Origin of the sequence: Streptomyces sp. NPDC087440, assembly GCF_044744005.1 — a bacterium.
GTDB lineage: Bacteria > Actinomycetota > Actinomycetes > Streptomycetales > Streptomycetaceae > Streptomyces.
Window position 1 is genome coordinate 361,796 of the sequence record NZ_JBIUXN010000004.1, and the last position, 15,835, is coordinate 377,630.

At 72.7% G+C, this 15,835-nt stretch carries 13 protein-coding genes; 3 read left to right on the forward strand and 10 right to left on the reverse strand.

Going from position 1 to position 15,835, the window contains the following annotated elements:
* Positions 1-3 precede the first annotated feature (3 nt).
* The 6 genes from ACIO3O_RS12695 to ACIO3O_RS12720 all read right to left on the reverse strand — a co-directional run bounded on the left by ACIO3O_RS12695 (position 4) and on the right by ACIO3O_RS12720 (position 7,421).
* Positions 4-2,535, reverse strand: a complete 2,532-nt coding sequence (locus tag ACIO3O_RS12695) for a SpoIIE family protein phosphatase (protein WP_401744907.1) — start codon at positions 2,533-2,535, stop codon at positions 4-6.
* Between the two features lie 1,383 nt (positions 2,536-3,918).
* On the reverse strand, positions 3,919-4,356 hold the full coding sequence (locus ACIO3O_RS12700) for an ATP-binding protein (protein ID WP_401744908.1): 438 nt from the start codon (positions 4,354-4,356) through the stop codon (positions 3,919-3,921).
* A gap of 284 nt (positions 4,357-4,640) precedes the next feature.
* Entirely contained in the window at positions 4,641-5,045 is a 405-nt protein-coding gene (locus tag ACIO3O_RS12705; RefSeq protein WP_401744849.1) for a (deoxy)nucleoside triphosphate pyrophosphohydrolase, read from the reverse strand.
* Between the two features lie 124 nt (positions 5,046-5,169).
* Complete coding sequence (locus ACIO3O_RS12710) at positions 5,170-5,349, reverse strand: SPOR domain-containing protein (RefSeq protein ID WP_189820762.1); 180 nt, start codon at positions 5,347-5,349, stop codon at positions 5,170-5,172.
* Between the two features lie 238 nt (positions 5,350-5,587).
* Complete coding sequence (locus ACIO3O_RS12715) at positions 5,588-6,340, reverse strand: GntR family transcriptional regulator (RefSeq protein ID WP_401744850.1); 753 nt, start codon at positions 6,338-6,340, stop codon at positions 5,588-5,590.
* Positions 6,341-6,479: 139 nt separating this feature from the next.
* A complete protein-coding gene (locus ACIO3O_RS12720; protein ID WP_401744851.1) occupies positions 6,480-7,421 on the reverse strand; it encodes a DUF4190 domain-containing protein in 942 nt (313 codons plus the stop codon).
* Positions 7,422-7,720: 299 nt separating this feature from the next.
* On the opposite strand from ACIO3O_RS12720, the gene ACIO3O_RS12725 reads away from it, so the two are divergent.
* Positions 7,721-8,536, forward strand: coding sequence for an isocitrate lyase/phosphoenolpyruvate mutase family protein (locus ACIO3O_RS12725; protein WP_401744852.1), 816 nt, complete (start codon positions 7,721-7,723; stop codon positions 8,534-8,536).
* A 12-nt stretch (positions 8,537-8,548) separates the two neighbouring features.
* Here the strand turns inward: ACIO3O_RS12725 and ACIO3O_RS12730 are convergent, their stop codons facing one another.
* The 4 genes from ACIO3O_RS12730 to ACIO3O_RS12745 form a co-directional block, all read right to left on the reverse strand.
* Complete coding sequence (locus ACIO3O_RS12730) at positions 8,549-10,264, reverse strand: sigma-70 family RNA polymerase sigma factor (RefSeq protein ID WP_401744853.1); 1,716 nt, start codon at positions 10,262-10,264, stop codon at positions 8,549-8,551.
* A gap of 790 nt (positions 10,265-11,054) precedes the next feature.
* Positions 11,055-11,282 carry an exodeoxyribonuclease VII small subunit gene (locus ACIO3O_RS12735; protein ID WP_401744854.1) on the reverse strand — a complete coding sequence of 76 codons (228 nt, stop codon included), beginning with the start codon at positions 11,280-11,282 and terminating at the stop codon, positions 11,055-11,057.
* A gap of 48 nt (positions 11,283-11,330) precedes the next feature.
* Positions 11,331-12,551 carry an exodeoxyribonuclease VII large subunit gene (gene xseA / locus ACIO3O_RS12740; protein WP_401744855.1) on the reverse strand — a complete coding sequence of 407 codons (1,221 nt, stop codon included), beginning with the start codon at positions 12,549-12,551 and terminating at the stop codon, positions 11,331-11,333.
* 9 nt (positions 12,552-12,560) lie between these two features.
* Positions 12,561-13,955, reverse strand: a complete 1,395-nt coding sequence (locus ACIO3O_RS12745; protein ID WP_401744856.1) for an APC family permease — start codon at positions 13,953-13,955, stop codon at positions 12,561-12,563.
* An 80-nt stretch (positions 13,956-14,035) separates the two neighbouring features.
* On the opposite strand from ACIO3O_RS12745, the gene ACIO3O_RS12750 reads away from it, so the two are divergent.
* Both ACIO3O_RS12750 and ppgK read left to right on the forward strand, forming a co-directional pair.
* Positions 14,036-15,025: a 4-hydroxy-3-methylbut-2-enyl diphosphate reductase gene (locus ACIO3O_RS12750; RefSeq protein ID WP_401744857.1), complete on the forward strand. Its 990-nt coding sequence runs from the start codon at positions 14,036-14,038 to the stop codon at positions 15,023-15,025.
* Between the two features lie 56 nt (positions 15,026-15,081).
* Positions 15,082-15,819 (forward strand): polyphosphate--glucose phosphotransferase, encoded by a 738-nt coding sequence (gene ppgK / locus ACIO3O_RS12755; RefSeq protein ID WP_401744858.1) that lies wholly within the window; start codon positions 15,082-15,084, stop codon positions 15,817-15,819.
* Positions 15,820-15,835 lie beyond the last annotated feature (16 nt).

A 15,835-nucleotide genomic window follows, 5' to 3' on the forward strand; every position in this document is an offset into this window, starting at 1 on the left:
GTCTCAGTACATGCTCAGCAGTTGATCCACCGTCAGCTCGGCGGGCTCGGTCGACTCGCCGTCCGGCAGGGCCAGTTCGAACCAGACCGTCTTGCCGCGCGGCGTGCGCCTGGCCCCCCACGCCGCGCTGAGCAGCCCGACGAGCTGGAGGCCGCGGCCGCCCTCGTCGGTGTCGCGGGCGCGCCTGCGCCGGGGCTGGACGAGGCCCGCGTCCCACACCTCGCACACCAGCGTGCGGTCGAGCAGCAGACGCAGGCGCACCTCGCCCTCGCCGTACCGCAGGGCGTTCGTGACCAGCTCACTGACCAGCAGTTCCGTGGTGTCCACGAGGTCTTCGAGGTCCCAGGAGACCAGTTGGGCGCGGGCCAGTTCGCGGGCCCGGCCCACCGAGCGCGGTTCGCGCGGCAGTCGCCAGTCGCCGACCGAGGCGGCCGGGAGGCCCTGGATGCGGGCCATGAGCAGGGCGATGTCGTCCTCGCCGTGGCGGGTGTCGAGGGTGTTCAGGACGTGGTCGCAGACGTCCTCCAGGGGCCTGACCGGCCCGCTCATCGCGGCGCGGAAGTCGCGCAGGCCCTCTTCCAGGGGGTGTTCGCGGGACTCGACCAGGCCGTCGGTGTAGAGGGCGAGCAGGGATCCCTCGGGCAGCTCGACCTCGACCTCCTCGAAGGGTTCGCCGCCGACGCCCAGCGGCATGCCGGGCGGTACGTCGAGCAGGAGCGGCTCCTCCCCGGGCTCCACCACCACGGGCGGCAGGTGACCGGCGTTGGCGAACGTACATCGGCGGGTGACCGGGTCGTAGACCGCGTACACGCAGGTCGCGAGGTACACCTCGGAGAGGTCGGCCTCGCGGGACTTGTGCGCGGCGCGGGAGGCCTGCTGGGCCCCGCTGGGTGTGCCGAGGCCGCGTGCGATCTCGTCCAACGCGCTGAGCACTTCGGCCGGTTCGAGGTCCAGCAGCGCCAAGGTGCGTACGGCGGTGCGTAGTTCGCCCATGGCGACGGCCGCGCGCAGTCCGCGGCCCATGACGTCGCCGACCACCAGCGCGGTGCGGTGGCCGGGGAGTTCGATGACGTCGAACCAGTCGCCGCCGACCTCGGTGGCCGTGTTGCCCGGCAGGTAGCGGCAGGCGATGTCCAGCCCGGCGGCCTCGGGGTCGCCGGGCGGCAGCAGGCTGCGCTGGAGGATCAGTGCGCGCTCGTGTTCCCTGCGGTAGAGCCGGGCGTTGTCCATGCAGACGGCGGCCCGGGAGGCCAGTTCGGTGGCCAGCGCCCGGTCCCGCTCGCCGAAGGGCTCGCTGCCCTTGGTGCGGGAGAACTGGACGAGCCCGATCACCGTGTCGTGGGCGACCATCGGCACGGCGAGCGTGGAGTGCACCAGGTCGCCGTCCTCACCGGGTACGACGCGGGCGCGGCCGGTGCGCAGCGCCTTCGCGCACGGGGTGGTGAAGGGGTAGCGGTGGACCGAGCCGACCTGGATGTCCGCCGGGTCCTCCCCCGGGCCCACGCAGCCGGGCGCGGCGAGCGGGGCGTCGGAGACCGCCGAGGCGAACGCGACCCGGCGCAGTTCGGCGCTGCCGTCGGTGACGCCGGGCGGGGCCTCGTCACCGGTCAGCAGCCCCTGGTAGAGGTCGACGGAGGCCACGTCGCAGAATCCCGGCACGGCGACCCCGAGCAGCTCGCGGGCCGTGGTCTCCAGGTCCAGCGAATTCCCTATCCGGGCGCCCGCCTCGTTGAGGAGGGCGAGGTTGCGCCGGGCGTCGGCGGCATCGCGGGCGGCGCGGTGGCGGCGGGTGACGTCGGTGGCCAGGCCCGCGACGCCGACCGGGCGGCCGGAACCGCTGTGCACCCGGTAGAGGTTGACCGACCAGTGGCGGCGCTCGGCGCTGCCGGGCTCGGTGCCGGTGATCTGGATGTCGGTCATGGCGTCGCCGGTGTCCAGCACCCGGTGCAGGGCGGCGGTGACGCGCTCGGCCTCGGGGGCGGCGAGGTAGTCGTGGACGGTACGGCCCCGGTGGGCGTCGGCGTCGCCGCCGAACACCTCGGCGAAGCGGCGGTTGGTGCGCTGCACGGTGAGGTCGGTGCCGAACAGCAGGAAGCCGAAGGGAGATTGACCGAAAATGGCCTGTGATGCGGCGAGGTCGGTTTCGATCCGCCGCAAGGCCCGCACGTCCACGACCAGGCAGAGCGCGCCGCGCTCCCCGGCCTGGGTCTCGCTGGGCATCACATAGATCTCGGCGATCCCCTCGACCACGCCGCCACCGCCCGTTCCCACGGCGTCGTCGGGCATCCGGAAGGGGACGAGGCCCGTCCACTCCTTGCCGTCGAGGATCTCGGCCACCTCGCGGTGCCCGCGGCCGCGGTACTCCTCGGGCATGAAGACCTCGACCGGGTCCCGGCCCACGACCTCGCCCGCCGGGACGCCGAAGAGCTCCTCGGCCCGTCGGCTCCACTGCTCGACGCGCCCGTCGGCGCCGAGCGAGAAGGACGCGACCTTGATGTAGTCGTAGATCGACCCGGGCGGACTGGACTGCCACAACGGCCCCCCGCCGAGGGACCCCACCCCGGCCGCACTCACCCCGGCCACCCCGGGACCGCCGGGACCGTGGGCCGATCCGGTCGCGCCGGGACCGCCGCGACCGTCGGCCGGGCCGGTCGCGCCGGGCCCGGAGCCCGCACCGGTCTCACCGGAGCCGCCGGGACCGTGGGCCGGGCCGGTCGTGCCGGGCACACCGGGACCGTGGGCCGGGCCGGTCGCACCGGGCCCGGAGCCCGCACCGGTCTCACCGGAGCCGGTTGCTCGCGCGCCGACCGGTCCGGAGCCGGTCGCTCCTGCGCCGGTCGGCCCGGAACCAGTCGCTCCTGCGCCGGTCGGCCCGGAGCCGGTCGGCCCGGAGCCGGTTGCTCGCGCGCCCGGCGGTCCGGAACCGGAATCTCCCGCGCCGGTCGCTCCGGAGCCGTGCGCAGCCGCAGGCAGGCCCGCACCAGATGCACCCGTGCCTCGGCCCGCACCGCTCCGACCCGTACCGTACGGATCGTCCGCGCCGTCACCGGCTCGGTGCCCCGCGCCGGACGCGTCCGCACCCGTCGCACCGGCCGCCTGCGCGGCCGCCCCGGCCGGGCCGCCACCCGCACCGGACCTGCCCGATTCGGGGTCCGCGCCCGCACTCGTGCCCGGGTCGGAGCCCACGCCCGCACCACTCGCGCCCGAGCCGGAACCCACGCCCGCACCACTCGTGCCGGAGTCGGAGCCCACACCTACACCGGTCCTGCCCGATTCGGGGCCCGCACCGGCCGCCGTCCCCGAGACGGGGCGGGCGTCGGTGGGTCCCGGGGCGGGGCGTCCGGCACGATGCCTGCCACCCGCGTCGGCGTCGTTCCGCATGCCGGGCCGATCGTCGCCGGGGGCCGCGCCGCTCGCGCCCGGGCTCGTACCGCACGGAGCATCGACCCTCGTACCGTACGGAGCATCGCCCCCCGCGCCGTACGGGGCATCGGCAGCCGTGCCGTACGGAGCGTCAGCGCCCGCGTCGTACGGGCCATCGGCAGCCGCGCCGTACGGAGCGTCAGCCCCCGCAGCGCGGTCCGCCGCGGCGGGGCCGGGCACAGCGGGGACCCCGGTCCGTCCTCCGGTGCCCATGGCACCGCCAGCGCCGCCGACCGCGCCGGAAGCGCCGCGAGCACCGCCCGCTGCCTCGCCGGGCGTCTGCGCCTTCGCTGGTATCTCGTTCACACGACCGTCCCCTCCAGCTCACCTCACCGGAACCGGCCTTGCCCGCAGTATTCAGCACTGCGGCCCCAGTCGGCACGGCGTTCACGATCGCGACGTCCTCCCGGGCTTTCCCCGGCCCTTTTCGGCCGTAATGCACCTAGCGGCCGAGGCTTTCCGGATGCCGTCGTGATCGAAAGTCCCTTCACACTTCTAACCGGGCAGAGCCAGCTCGAACCACACCGTCTTGCCGCTCTTTCCGCGCCGCGTCCCCCAGCGCCGTGCGGAGCACGCGACCAGCTGGATTCCACGCCCCCCTTCGTCGTCGGGTCCCGCGGCCCGTTCACGCGGTGGGTCCGGAAGCGGATCGGAGACCTCCACCCGCAGGACGGCGGGCGCGGCGGCGGCGGTTCCGGTCAGGGCCCTCGGGGTGGCGAGCCTCACCAACCGAACACCGATGGGCCCGGACGCGTACCGCAGGGAATTGGTCACCAGCTCGCTGACCAGCAGGACACTGACGTCGCTGAGCTCGTCGAGCCCCCAGTCGGCCAGCGCGTCGCGCACCGCGTGCCGTGCGGTGCGCACCGCATTGGGCTCGGCAGGGAAGGTCCACTCGGCGCACGCGCCTTCCATGTCCAGCACGCCGACCACATCCCAGAACAGCAGCAGCGGACCCCAAAGAGGAGCGTCCTTTTTCGGGGGGTTAATCAGCACATACCCGATATCGGACTCCGGCTATCCCGGGAACAGGCGCACTGTGGCACGAACGGCGTACGAGGTCGCCCGTGCGCTGGGTCCCCTTGCCCCGTTCGGACCCGCGCGGACCGGCGGCGTTAGCCCGTACGAAAAGCCTCGGCACGCGGTCGTACGAATCCGGGGCCCGCCGGGACGGAACCCCCGCAGCCCTCGGCGCACGCCCCCCCAGCCTCTCGCCCTCAGCCCCCGCCCTCGGCCCGCAGCCTCCGCACCGCCTCCGCGACCGCCGGCCGGTCCTGGTCGAGCCAGTCCACCGTGTCGCTCTCGTCGGGGCCGAGCCAGCGCAGCTCGTCGTGGTCCTCCAGGGGACGCGGCTCGCCGGAGAGCAGCCGGGCCGTCCACACCTGGAGTACGTACCCGGGTTTCAGCGGCCACTCCCCCGGAATCCGCTCGACCGGCTCGGCCTCGACGCCCAGCTCCTCACGCAGCTCGCGCACCAGCGCCTGCTCGGGCGTCTCGCCCGGCTCCCGTTTCCCGCCGGGCAGCTCCCAGCGGCCGGCCAGCTCCGGCGGGGCGCTGCGGCGCGCGGCCAGCAGCCGCCCGTCACGGCACAGGGCTCCGCCCACGACAAGTGTTTCCGTCATGGTGCGGAGCCTACGGGTGTGCCCACCCGGTGGGATCACGGGCGTGGAGCGTGCGCCGGGGAACTGATCGGATTCACCGCCGCAGGCCTGCCACGCCCCTCCCCCTCACTCCCCCCTCATTCCCTCACTGCTGCTTCGCCGCAGCCTGTTCGATCAGATAGAGCTGCTTGTGTCCGTGGGCGTCGAGCTGGTCGGCCTTCTGCTCGGCCTCCGCGCGCGTGGCGTACGCCCCCACGCGATAGCGGTTGCCGTTGTCGTCCTGCCGCACCACCAACCACGGAAGCCGGTCGCCACCGTCATTCATCGCGCGCCTCCGTCAGGGGTCCCCAGGAAACCTCAGTACGCATATGCCCGACCTTACGCCTGACCTTTACGCACCGGATATGAGTTTTCACAAAGAGGCACCGATCTGGCCAAGAAAGACTGGGGAGTTGACGCCGACGGGGAGACGGAGAGGGGGCGCATCCCACTGGATGCGCCCCCTCGGGAACGTCAATCTACCGTCGTACGAAGGGAGTTGGCACACCCCTCACCCCGGCGCGCTACCTCACCGGCAGGTGGTACGACACCCGGTAGCGGTCCGCCGGGACCACCAGGTCGGCGGTCTCCACGGCCCTCCCTGAGGCGTAGTACGTCCGCTCGATGACCAGCACCACATGCCCCGGCACGCCGCCCAACTCCGCCAGTTCGTCGGCGAGTCCGGGCCGGGCGCCCACCTCCTCGGCCACGTTGTCCACGACGACGTCGATGGCGGCCATCCGCTCCACCACCCCGCAGCCGCCGAGCGGTCCCTCCTCGGGCAGCATCACCGGGGTGCGCCCGGTGACGGACAGAGGTTCGTAGGAGGTGGAGAGCATCATCGGCTCCCCCGCGTCCCGGAAGACGTACTTCGTGCGCATCACCCGCTCGCCCGGCTCGATGCCGAGCCGCACCGCCACCACCGCCGACGCCTCGACCTGCTCGCTGCGCGACTCCCAGGTGCCCCGCGTGCCGTCGGCCGCCTGCTCCTGCCGGAAGGGGGTGGACGACCCCGCCCCCCGGTAGGCGGAGCGGGTGACGCTGCGCGGCACCGGGCGCTCGCGGACGTACGTCCCCGAGCCGGACCTGCCCTCGACCAGGCCCTCCGCCATCAGCACCTTGCGCGCCTCCAGCGCGACGGTGTCCGAGACGCCGTAGACCTCGCGGATGCGGGCCTGCGAGGGGAGCCGGGTGTGCGGCGGCAGCTTCCCGTCGGCGATCTGCTGCCGCAGGTCCCTTGCCACGCGCAGATAGGCCGGCTGCTCACCGAATGTCACTGGCCACTCCCATCAGGTTGACAGACAGCTACAGCCTGGCAACCGTGGGTTGTGGAACACAAGCAAAGGCCAGGGTTTCACTCGAAGTGATGATTTGGCTTTACGCAGGCATGTTCCCTTGGGTAAGGGGGCGAGGGCGTTACACCTCTTCCTTCGCACCCGTCCCGGCGCTCTCGCTGTTCCCGGTGCCCCCGGTGTCCCCACCGGTGCCGCCGCTCCCGCCCGTACCACTGCTCCCGTCCGGCCCACCCGTGCCGCCGGTTCCGCCGGTTCCGCCGCCGCGCAGCGAGCCGGTGAGCTTCTCGCCTGACTCGTTGCCGAAGACGCAGGTGACGCCCCGGTCGCCGAGCCGCCAGCCGGGCTCGTCGGGCATCAGGTAGTAGAAGTCCGTGTCGATCTCGGAGCCGCCGGTGTAGGTCTCCTGCGCGGTGGCGCAGCGCTTGTCGGCGATGGTGCTGATCTTCTCGTCGCCGGGGTACGTGCGCGAGTCCGCCAGGTCGAAGGTGCCGAACACCTCGGCGTCGTGCTCCTCCTCGCAGCCGACGACGTCCACGTCGTACGTGGTGCCCTCCAGCGAACCGTCGGAGGAGTTGAAGCACTGCCCGACCCGGAGGTCCGTGACGGAACGGCTGGTCCCGTTCGCCCCCTTCTCCACGCCCCGCATGAACGCGCTGAACCCGCCGGTGAAGATCATCACCAGGGTGAGCACGATGCTCAGGCAGGACAGCACGATGCCCGCGATCGCCATCCCCTTGCCGCTGTCGCCGCGCTTCTTGATCTGCGACAGCGCGACGAGGCCGAGGACCAGGCCGAGCGGCGGCAGGCAGCACACGATGCCGGTGATCAGCGAGGCGATGGCGAGCCCGTTGGTGGCCGGCGGCGCGGGCGGCATGCCGTAGGGACCGATGCCGTAGGGCTGGGCCGCGTACGGGGACTGTCCGTACGAGCCCGGGGCCTGCCCGTACGTTCCCGGGGCCTGCCCGTAGGGGGACTGCCCGTACGCCTGGTGGGGCGGCGGACCCTGGGGGGTCGGCTCCTGGGGCGGGTTCCAGGGCTGCTCGGGCGGCGGCGGTATCGCCATCGGTACGGTGCTCCTCGTCGGCGGTGCGGGGGGGGGGTGGCGGGCGCGGGGGTGCCCGGCGCATCGTACGTGCCGGGGGCTCGGCGACGGCACTCCGCGGACAAGCCGGGCATCGTACGAAACACCTGACAGGCGCGGCGGAAGCCACCCGGCAGGCGGCTCGAAGGACACCGGGCGGTCACACAGGACACCACCCGGCGGCCGCGCCGGAAAACCCCGGGGGCCGTGTCGGAAAACTTCCTACGGCCATGTCGGAAATCCGCCAGCCCTGCCCCACCCCGACCTGATGCACTGTCCCCATGACGACGACGCAGCACGACAAGGCCACCCTCCTCCACTCCCTCCACCGCCGCCCCGGCACCCCGCTCCTGCTCGCCAACGCCTGGGACGTCGCCAGCGCCCTGGTGATCGAGGACGCCGGTTCGCCCGCCGTGGCGACCACCAGCGCCGGTGTCGCGTGGAGCCTGGGGGCGCCGGACGGCGAAGTACTGGACCAAGGCCGCGCGCTGGAGCTGGTCCGCCGGGTCGCGGCGGCGGTGAAGGTCCCGGTGACGGCCGACATCGAGGGCGGGTTCGCCGAGACCGCCGAGGGCGTCGGCGAGACCGTCACGAAGGTGATCGAGGCGGGCGCGGTCGGCGTCAACCTGGAGGACGGCAACCGCGCCCCGGCGGAGCAGACCGCCCGGATCGCCGCCGCGCGGGCCGCCGCCGACAAGACCGGCGTCCCCCTCTACCTCAACGCCCGCATCGACACGTTCCTCTTCGGGCTCGGCGAGGAGTCCGGCCGCCTCCAGGAGACGATCGGGCGGATGCGGGCGTACCTGGACGCGGGCGCGTCCGGCCTCTTCGTCCCCGGAGTGACCGACCCGGAGACGGTCGCCGCGCTGGTCGCCGCCGTCGACGCCCCGCTGAACGTCCTGGTGGGCCCGGGCGCCCCGAGCGTCGCCGAGCTGGCGGAGCTGGGCGTGGCGCGGATCAGCCTGGGCTCGGACGTGGCGGCCGCGGCGTACGCGGTGGCCCGCCGGGCGACCCGCGAGCTGCTGGAGCAGGGAACGTACGACGCGGTGAAGGACGCCATCCCGTACGGCGACCTGAACGGCCTGCTCCCCCGCTGATCCGCCCGGGGACTACCGGGCCCCGAACACCTGGGTCCAGTGGTTGTCGGCGATCCCGATCCCGACTTCCTTGAAGGCGCAGTTGAGGATGTTGGCGCGGTGCCCGGAACTGTTCATCCAGGCCTCCATGACGGCGGCGGGGGTCTGCTGACCCGCCGCGATGTTCTCGCCGTACGTCGACCATCGGTACCCGGCGGCGGTGACGCGCTCGCCGGGGCCGTCGCCGTCGGGGTTGGTGTGGTCGAAGAAGCCGCGGGCGACCATGTCCGCGGAGTGCCGCTGGGCGGCCGTACGGAGCTGGGAGTTGGTGCTCAGCGCCGAGCAACCGGCCTTGGCCCGCTCGGCGTTGAGCAGCCGCACGACCTCCTGCGCGGGTCCGGCGGGCGGTGCGGGCGGGGCGGGCCTGGTGGTACGGGGCGGCTTCGGCGGCGGCGCGGGCTTCGACGAACTCCTGCTGGGCCGGGGCGGCTTGGTGACGGCGGTCTTCGTCGGCCTGGGCTTGGCGGTGGCACTGGCCGAAGCGGTGGGGGTGGGGGTCGGTACGGCGGGGCTGGTGGCGGGGTCGGCCGGTACGACCGGCGCACCGGTCCGCGGGGCGTCGGCGACGCTCGTACTGGCACCGCCCTGCTCCCCGCCGGAGAACATCCGGAACGCCCCGAACCCCCCGCCTATCACCGCCAGCACGACAACGCCGCCCACGACCTGCCGCTTCCTGCGGGTGCGCTCCCGCTGCCGCCGCTCGGCCCGGGAGGGCTGGTGCGGGATGCTGCCGCTGTGCTGCTGACCGTCTGCTGCGTCGCCGTACGCCACGTCGTGCTCCTGCGTCCCCTGCTCTGATGTGTACGCCCCGACCATCGGGGCCTCTCCCGCTTGCCCTGCTTGTCCTGCTTGTCCCGCTTGCGTCCCGTACCCGACCGGTACGAACCCGCCCCCGCCGCTCCCCCGCTGCACGGCGGAACTCACGGCGGCGGCCAGTGCGGCCCCCACCGGGACGAGCCCGAACCCGGCGAGCAGCCCCTCGGCGGGCACCAGCCCGGCACGGTGCCCGGAACAGGCGGGGCACTCCTTGGCGTGCCGGGCGATCCGCTTGCGCCACAGCGCGGAGGGAACGCCGTCCCACGCCCCGACCACGTCCCGCAGCACCCCGCACAGGGGCACGGCGGCCAACGCCCGCACCACCACCCGGGACGTCTCCAACTGCGCCTTCATGCGCTGCACGCGGACGGCGGTGTGGTCGGGCGGCAACTCCAACGCGGTCGCCACCTCGGCCCGGGTCAGCTCCCCCGCGGCCTCCAGCCACCACAGCGACAACAGCGCCCGGTCGTCGTCATCGAGCCAGCGCGTCGCCTCGACGGTCTCCCTGCGCTGCCCCGACAGCCCCATGCGCACCAGGGTCAACCCGACAAAATCGGCCGCCGGATCGGCGACCTCCCGCTCCACCGGCCCGCTCTCCACCTGCCCCCGCTGCCAGTACCGGCGCACCTCGTTCATGGCGATGGCCACCAGCCACGACCGAAAGCCCTCGGGTATCCGCAGGCCGGGCAGCCCGTCCAGGGCTCGCAGCATGGTCTCCTGCACCACGTCGTCAACATCCGCGGGCCGCCCGTGCAGGGCCCGGCCCACGATGTTGTACACGAGCGGCAGATACGCGGCGACGAGGGCGTCCTGCGCCTGGGGGTCCCCACTCTGCGCGGCAAGAACCCTCGCGACTCCGTGTTCCCTGTTCACGGTTCCCCGCCCCTTCTCCGCCGGTTTGCCCGATACGCGTCTACGCACACGCACGCGCCGCACGCACACGCATCTTGCTCCACACCCAGGAGACCGCCCCCACCCCCCGCCATAACAAAAACCCCACCCCCAACTTCCCCACCTCTCCGAAAACGCCCCTACCAGGGGCGCGGCGCTGTGCTGCACGTGCGGCTCCGCCGCGCCGGGCGCCCCGTCAGGGGCGCGGGGAACTGCGCGACCAGCCACGACGCTCCCGCACGGGAACCCTGGGCAGCCGCGCGGCGAGCGCTTTAGGGAAAGGGGCGGGTCCGGGGCCTCTCCTGCCCGAGCCGGACGGGGCTGACGTGCCCGGCACGGGGGCGGGCCAGGGCCCCTTTGGACGCGCACCCGGTACCAGGGCTGGGCCAGGGGCGGCACCCGGGTGGGCCGGGAGCGGGAGGGGCCGCCCCCTTGCCCGCCCGTCCCGCCCCCGGGGGGCGGCCCCGCCGCCCAAGGGGGCTACGGGGGAGGGTGGGGGGGGCGGAGCCTCAGGGGGCTGGGGAGGGGGCGGAGCCCGAGGGGGCTGGGGAGGGGGCGGAGCCCGAGAGGGCTGGGGAGGGGGCGGAGCCCGAGGGGGCGGAGGAGAAGGCAGAGCCCAACAGGGCTAAGGGAAAAGCGGGGCGTTGCCCCAAGCAGGTTCGGCGGAGAGGGGCCGGAGCAGAGAGGCGCAACCAGCGGACGGCACGTGCTGTCCCCCAAGAGCACGGAGGACCCAACAAGCCCAGGGCCACGACAGCCGCCCCGCAGGGACCTACTCCCCCTCCGCCTCCAACGCCGCGTTCAACCGCGCCCTGGCCCCCTCCAACCACCCCCTGCACACCTTCGCCAACGCCTCCCCCCGCTCCCACAACGCCAGCGACTCCTCCAGCGACGTGCCCCCCGCCTCCAGCCGCCGCACCACCTCGATCAGCTCGTCCCGCGCCTGCTCGTACCCGACCTCGGCACCCGATGCCGTCGCCGCTTCATCCGTCTTGGCCATGCGTTCCACCCTATGTACGAGGTCCGACAACTCCGACTCAGACGCGGTTCACCGGCCACCCCCACCAGCGACACGCACCTCGAACTCCCCCTCCGCCACCCTCGCCCGCAGCACGTCCCCCTCCCCCACATCCTCCGCAGACCGCACCACGGCCCCGTCCCCCTTCTGCAACACCGCATACCCCCGCTCCAACGTCGCCGCGGGCGACAGCGACACCACCCGCGCCCGCGTGTGCGACAGCTCGGAGTCCGCCCGGTCCAGCAGATGCCTCAGCGTGCGACGGCTGCGCGCCACGAGCGCGTCCACCTCGTCCTCCCGGTCCTCGACCATCCGCTGCGGCCGCTCCATCACCGGCCGGGCCAGTGCGTACGCCAGCCCCCGTTCCTCCCGGTCCAGCAGCCCCTGCACCGTCCGCAGCGCCCGGTCGCGCAGCCCCTGCACCCGGTCGAGTTCCTCCCCCACGTCGGGCACCACCTTCTTCGCCGCGTCCGTCGGCGTCGACGCCCGCACGTCCGCCACCAGATCCAGCAACGGTGAATCCGGCTCATGCCCGATGGCGGAGACGACGGGCGTCCGCGCCTCCCCCACCGCCCTCACCAACGACTCGTCGGAGAACGGCAGCAGGTCCTCCACGCTCCCCCCGCCCCGCGCCACGATGATCACGTCCACCTCGGGCAGCGCGTCCAGCTCCTTCACGGCCTGGACGACCTGCGGCACCGCGTGCACCCCCTGCACCGCGACGTTGCGCACCTCGAAGCGCACCGCGGGCCAGCGCCGCCGCGCGTTCTCCAGCACGTCCCGCTCGGCGGCGCTCGCACGCCCGGTCACCAGCCCGATCAACTGCGGCAGGAACGGCAGACTCCGCTTCCGGTCCAGCGCGAAGAGCCCCTCCGCCGCCAGCGACTTCTTCAGCTGCTCCAGCCGCGCCAGCAGCTCCCCGATGCCGACCGGCTTGATCTCGCTCGCCCCCAGCGACAGCTGTCCACGCGGCGCGTACCACTCCGGTTTCGCGTGGACGACGACCCGGGCGCCCTCCGCGACCACGTCGGCCACCGCGTCGAAGACCTGCCGGTAGCAGGTCACCGCCACCGAGATGTCGTTCGACGGATCGCGCAGCGTCAGGAAGACGACCCCCGCCCCCGGCCGCCGCGACAACTGCGTGATCTGTCCCTCGACCCACACGGCGCCGAGCCGGTCGATCCATCCCCCGATCAACCGGGAAACCTGCCCGACCGGCAAAGGCGCGTCCGCTGACGTATTGAGAGCCATGTCCCGAGGCTAACGGGAGGGTCCGACATCGACCCCCGCCCGCCGCCCCCGCTGGGCGACCAGCACCATCAATCCCACCAGCAGCCACACCACCCCCACCACCTGCGCGGTCCGGCTGGCCTCCACGATGACCGCCACCGCGATCACCGCACCCAGCACCGGCACCACCAGGTGCTTCCCCCACACCGGCGGCCCCTCCATCCTCCGTACGGCGAACCAGCCCACCACCGACGCGTGCAGCAGCACGAACGCGGTCAGCGCACCGATGTCGACGACCGACACCAGGTGGTCCATCCCGTCACCCCGCGACGCCGCCCACACGGCCGCCACCAGCGTCACCGCGGCCGCGAGCCCGAGCGCCACCCTCGGCACCCCGGACTTCTCGTCCACCCGGGCCAGCAGCTTCGGCAGCCGCCGCTCCCGGGCCATCGCGAACAGCAGCCGCCCGGCCGCCGCCTGTCCCGCGAGCGCCGCGAAGGCCGCCCCGATCGCCTTGCTCACCGCGACCAGGTCGTGCAGCCACTGCCCGACCGACCCGTCGACGGCGTTGTAGAAAGCAGTCCCCTGTTGCGACGGATCGGCCGCCAGATCAGCCGCCGACACCGGTGACAGAAGTGCCACCAGATACGTCTGTACGACAAAGAGCACACCCACCATCGCCAGGCACAGCAGCACCGCCCTGGCCACCTTCGCCGAACCCCCGGTCACCTCCTCCGCGAAGGAGGCGATGGCGTCGAAGCCCAGGTACGACAGCACGGCCACCGACACCGCCCCCAGCACCGCCGCGAGCGAGAAGGAGCCCATCGACCCGTCGCCGGTGAGCGGCGACAGCCAGTCCCGGTGCGCCCCGTCCCGTACGAGCACCACCAGGGCGGCCACCACGAACACCACCAGCACGGCGATCTCCAGCGCCAGCACGGCGAAGCCGACCTTGGCGGCCGTGCGCACGCCCCACATGTTGAGGGCGGTGGTCACCACGACCGCCAGCGCCGTCCACACCCACTGCGACACCGACGGCACCAGTGCGTGCAGCGCGATCCCGGAGAACAGGTACGCCACCGCCGGGATCAGCAGGTAGTCCAGCATCGCCATCCACCCGGCGACGAACCCCGGCCCCTCCCCCAGCGCGGCCCGCGCGTACGCGAAGACGGAACCGGCCCTCGGGACGACCCGCACCATCTGCGCGTAACTGAAAGCGGTGAACCCCATGGCCACCGTCGCGACGAGGTAGACGAGCGCGACGGAGCCGTGCGACTTGGCGTCGAGGGTGCCGAAGACGCCGACCGGGGCCATGGGCGCGATGAACAGCAGCCCGTACACGACCAGGTCCCGGAACCCGAGGCTCCTCTTCAGCCCCGTCCCCTCCCCCGCCGTCACTGTCGCCCCGTCAGCACTCCCCGCCATCGTTCCTCCGTACGCATGTCGATCAACCCTCCCAGTGTTGCCCCGAGCGCGATCTTTAGCCTCTTGAGCACGGCCTTACGATGGGAGACATGACTTCCACCTCCGCCCGCCGTGTCCTGCTTGCCGCCCCCCGTGGCTACTGCGCGGGCGTGGACCGCGCCGTCATCGCCGTCGAGAAGGCCCTGGAGCAGTACGGTGCGCCGATCTACGTCCGGCACGAGATCGTCCACAACAAGTACGTCGTGCAGACCCTGGAGAAGAAGGGCGCGATCTTCGTCGAGCAGACGGCGGAGGTCCCCGAGGGCTCCATCGTGATGTTCTCCGCGCACGGCGTCGCCCCGACCGTCCACGCCGAGGCCGCCGAGCGCAACCTCGCCACCATCGACGCGACCTGCCCCCTGGTCACCAAGGTGCACAAGGAGGCCGTCCGCTACGCCAAGGACGACTACGACATCCTCCTGATCGGCCACGAGGGCCACGAAGAGGTCATCGGCACCTCCGGCGAGGCCCCCGACCACATCACCCTGGTCGACGGTCCCGAGGACGTCGCCAACGTCACCGTGCGCGACGAGTCGAAGGTCGTCTGGCTCTCCCAGACCACGCTCTCCGTCGACGAGACGATGGAGACGGTCGACGCCCTGAAGTCGAAGTTCCCCAACCTCCTCTCCCCGCCCAGCGACGACATCTGCTACGCCACCCAGAACCGCCAGATCGCGGTGAAGAAGCTGGCCGAGGACGCCGAGCTGGTCATCGTCGTGGGCTCCAAGAACTCCTCGAACTCGATCCGGATGGTCGAGGTCGCCCTGGACGCCGGTGCGCCCGCCGCCCACCTGGTGGACTTCGCCTCCGAGATCGACGAGGCCTGGCTGGAGGGCGTCACCACGGTCGGCCTGACCTCCGGCGCCTCCGTCCCCGACGTCCTGGTCGACGGCGTACTGGAATGGCTGGCCGAGCGCGGCTACGCGGACGTCGAGACGGTCAAGACCGCCGACGAGTCGATCACCTTCTCCCTCCCCAAGGAGCTCCGCCGCGACCTGCGCGCGGAGGCCGCGGCACTGGGCAGCAAGTAGGGCTCTCGCAGCGTGACGACGCACCACTGTCGGTGGTGCGTCGTACCGTGGTGTCCATGAACGTGTTCGGAGTGGACATCGGCGGTTCGGGCATCAAGGGTGCTCCCGTGGACCTGGAGCGGGGCGACCTTGCCGAGCCGCGGCACAAGGTACTGACCCCGCATCCCGCGACGCCGGACAGCGTGATCGACGGCGTCAAGGAAGTCGTCGACAACTTCGGCTGGTCGGGCCCGGTCGGGATCACCTTCCCGGGCGTCGTCACGGACGGCATCACCCGCACGGCCGCCAACGTCGACAAGGGCTGGGTGGACCTGAACGCGCAGGACCTGCTCTGCGAACGCCTGGGCACGCGGGTCACCGTGCTGAACGACGCGGACGCCGCGGGCGTCGCCGAGATGACCTTCGGCGCGGGCGCGGGCCGCAAGGGCACGGTCTTCCTGCTCACCTTCGGTACGGGCATCGGCTCCGCCCTCTTCCTCGACGGCAAGCTGGTCCCCAACACCGAACTGGGCCATCTGGAGCTGCACGGCCAGGACGCCGAGAAGCACGCCTCCACGAAGGCCAAGGAGGACGAGGACCTGAGCTGGGAACACTGGGCCAAGCGCGTGACGAAGTACCTGGCGCACGTGGAGATGCTCTTCTCCCCGTCCCTCTTCATCATCGGCGGCGGCGTCAGCCGCAAGGCCGAGAAGTTCCTCCCGCTGATCGAGGGCATCCGCGCGGAGATCGTCCCGGCCCAGTTGCAGAACAACGCGGGAATCGTCGGAGCCGCCATGGCCGCCGCCAAACGCTGAGCGCGCCTGCGCCCCC

Bases quoted from the DNA above. Each gene is read 5' to 3' on its own strand.
- ACIO3O_RS12710 (WP_189820762.1), bottom strand. From the start codon at position 5,349: ATGAATGACGGTGGCGACCGGCTTCCGTGGTTGGTGGTGCGGCAGGAC.
- ppgK (WP_401744858.1), top strand. From the start codon at position 15,082: ATGAACGTGTTCGGAGTGGACATCGGCGGTTCGGGCATCAAGGGTGCT.
- ACIO3O_RS12705 (WP_401744849.1), bottom strand. From the start codon at position 5,045: ATGACGGAAACACTTGTCGTGGGCGGAGCCCTGTGCCGTGACGGGCGG.
- ACIO3O_RS12720 (WP_401744851.1), bottom strand. From the start codon at position 7,421: ATGGCGATACCGCCGCCGCCCGAGCAGCCCTGGAACCCGCCCCAGGAG.
- ACIO3O_RS12725 (WP_401744852.1), top strand. From the start codon at position 7,721: ATGACGACGACGCAGCACGACAAGGCCACCCTCCTCCACTCCCTCCAC.
- ACIO3O_RS12745 (WP_401744856.1), bottom strand. From the start codon at position 13,955: ATGGCGGGGAGTGCTGACGGGGCGACAGTGACGGCGGGGGAGGGGACG.
- ACIO3O_RS12750 (WP_401744857.1), top strand. From the start codon at position 14,036: ATGGGAGACATGACTTCCACCTCCGCCCGCCGTGTCCTGCTTGCCGCC.
- xseA (WP_401744855.1), bottom strand. From the start codon at position 12,551: ATGGCTCTCAATACGTCAGCGGACGCGCCTTTGCCGGTCGGGCAGGTT.
- ACIO3O_RS12735 (WP_401744854.1), bottom strand. From the start codon at position 11,282: ATGGCCAAGACGGATGAAGCGGCGACGGCATCGGGTGCCGAGGTCGGG.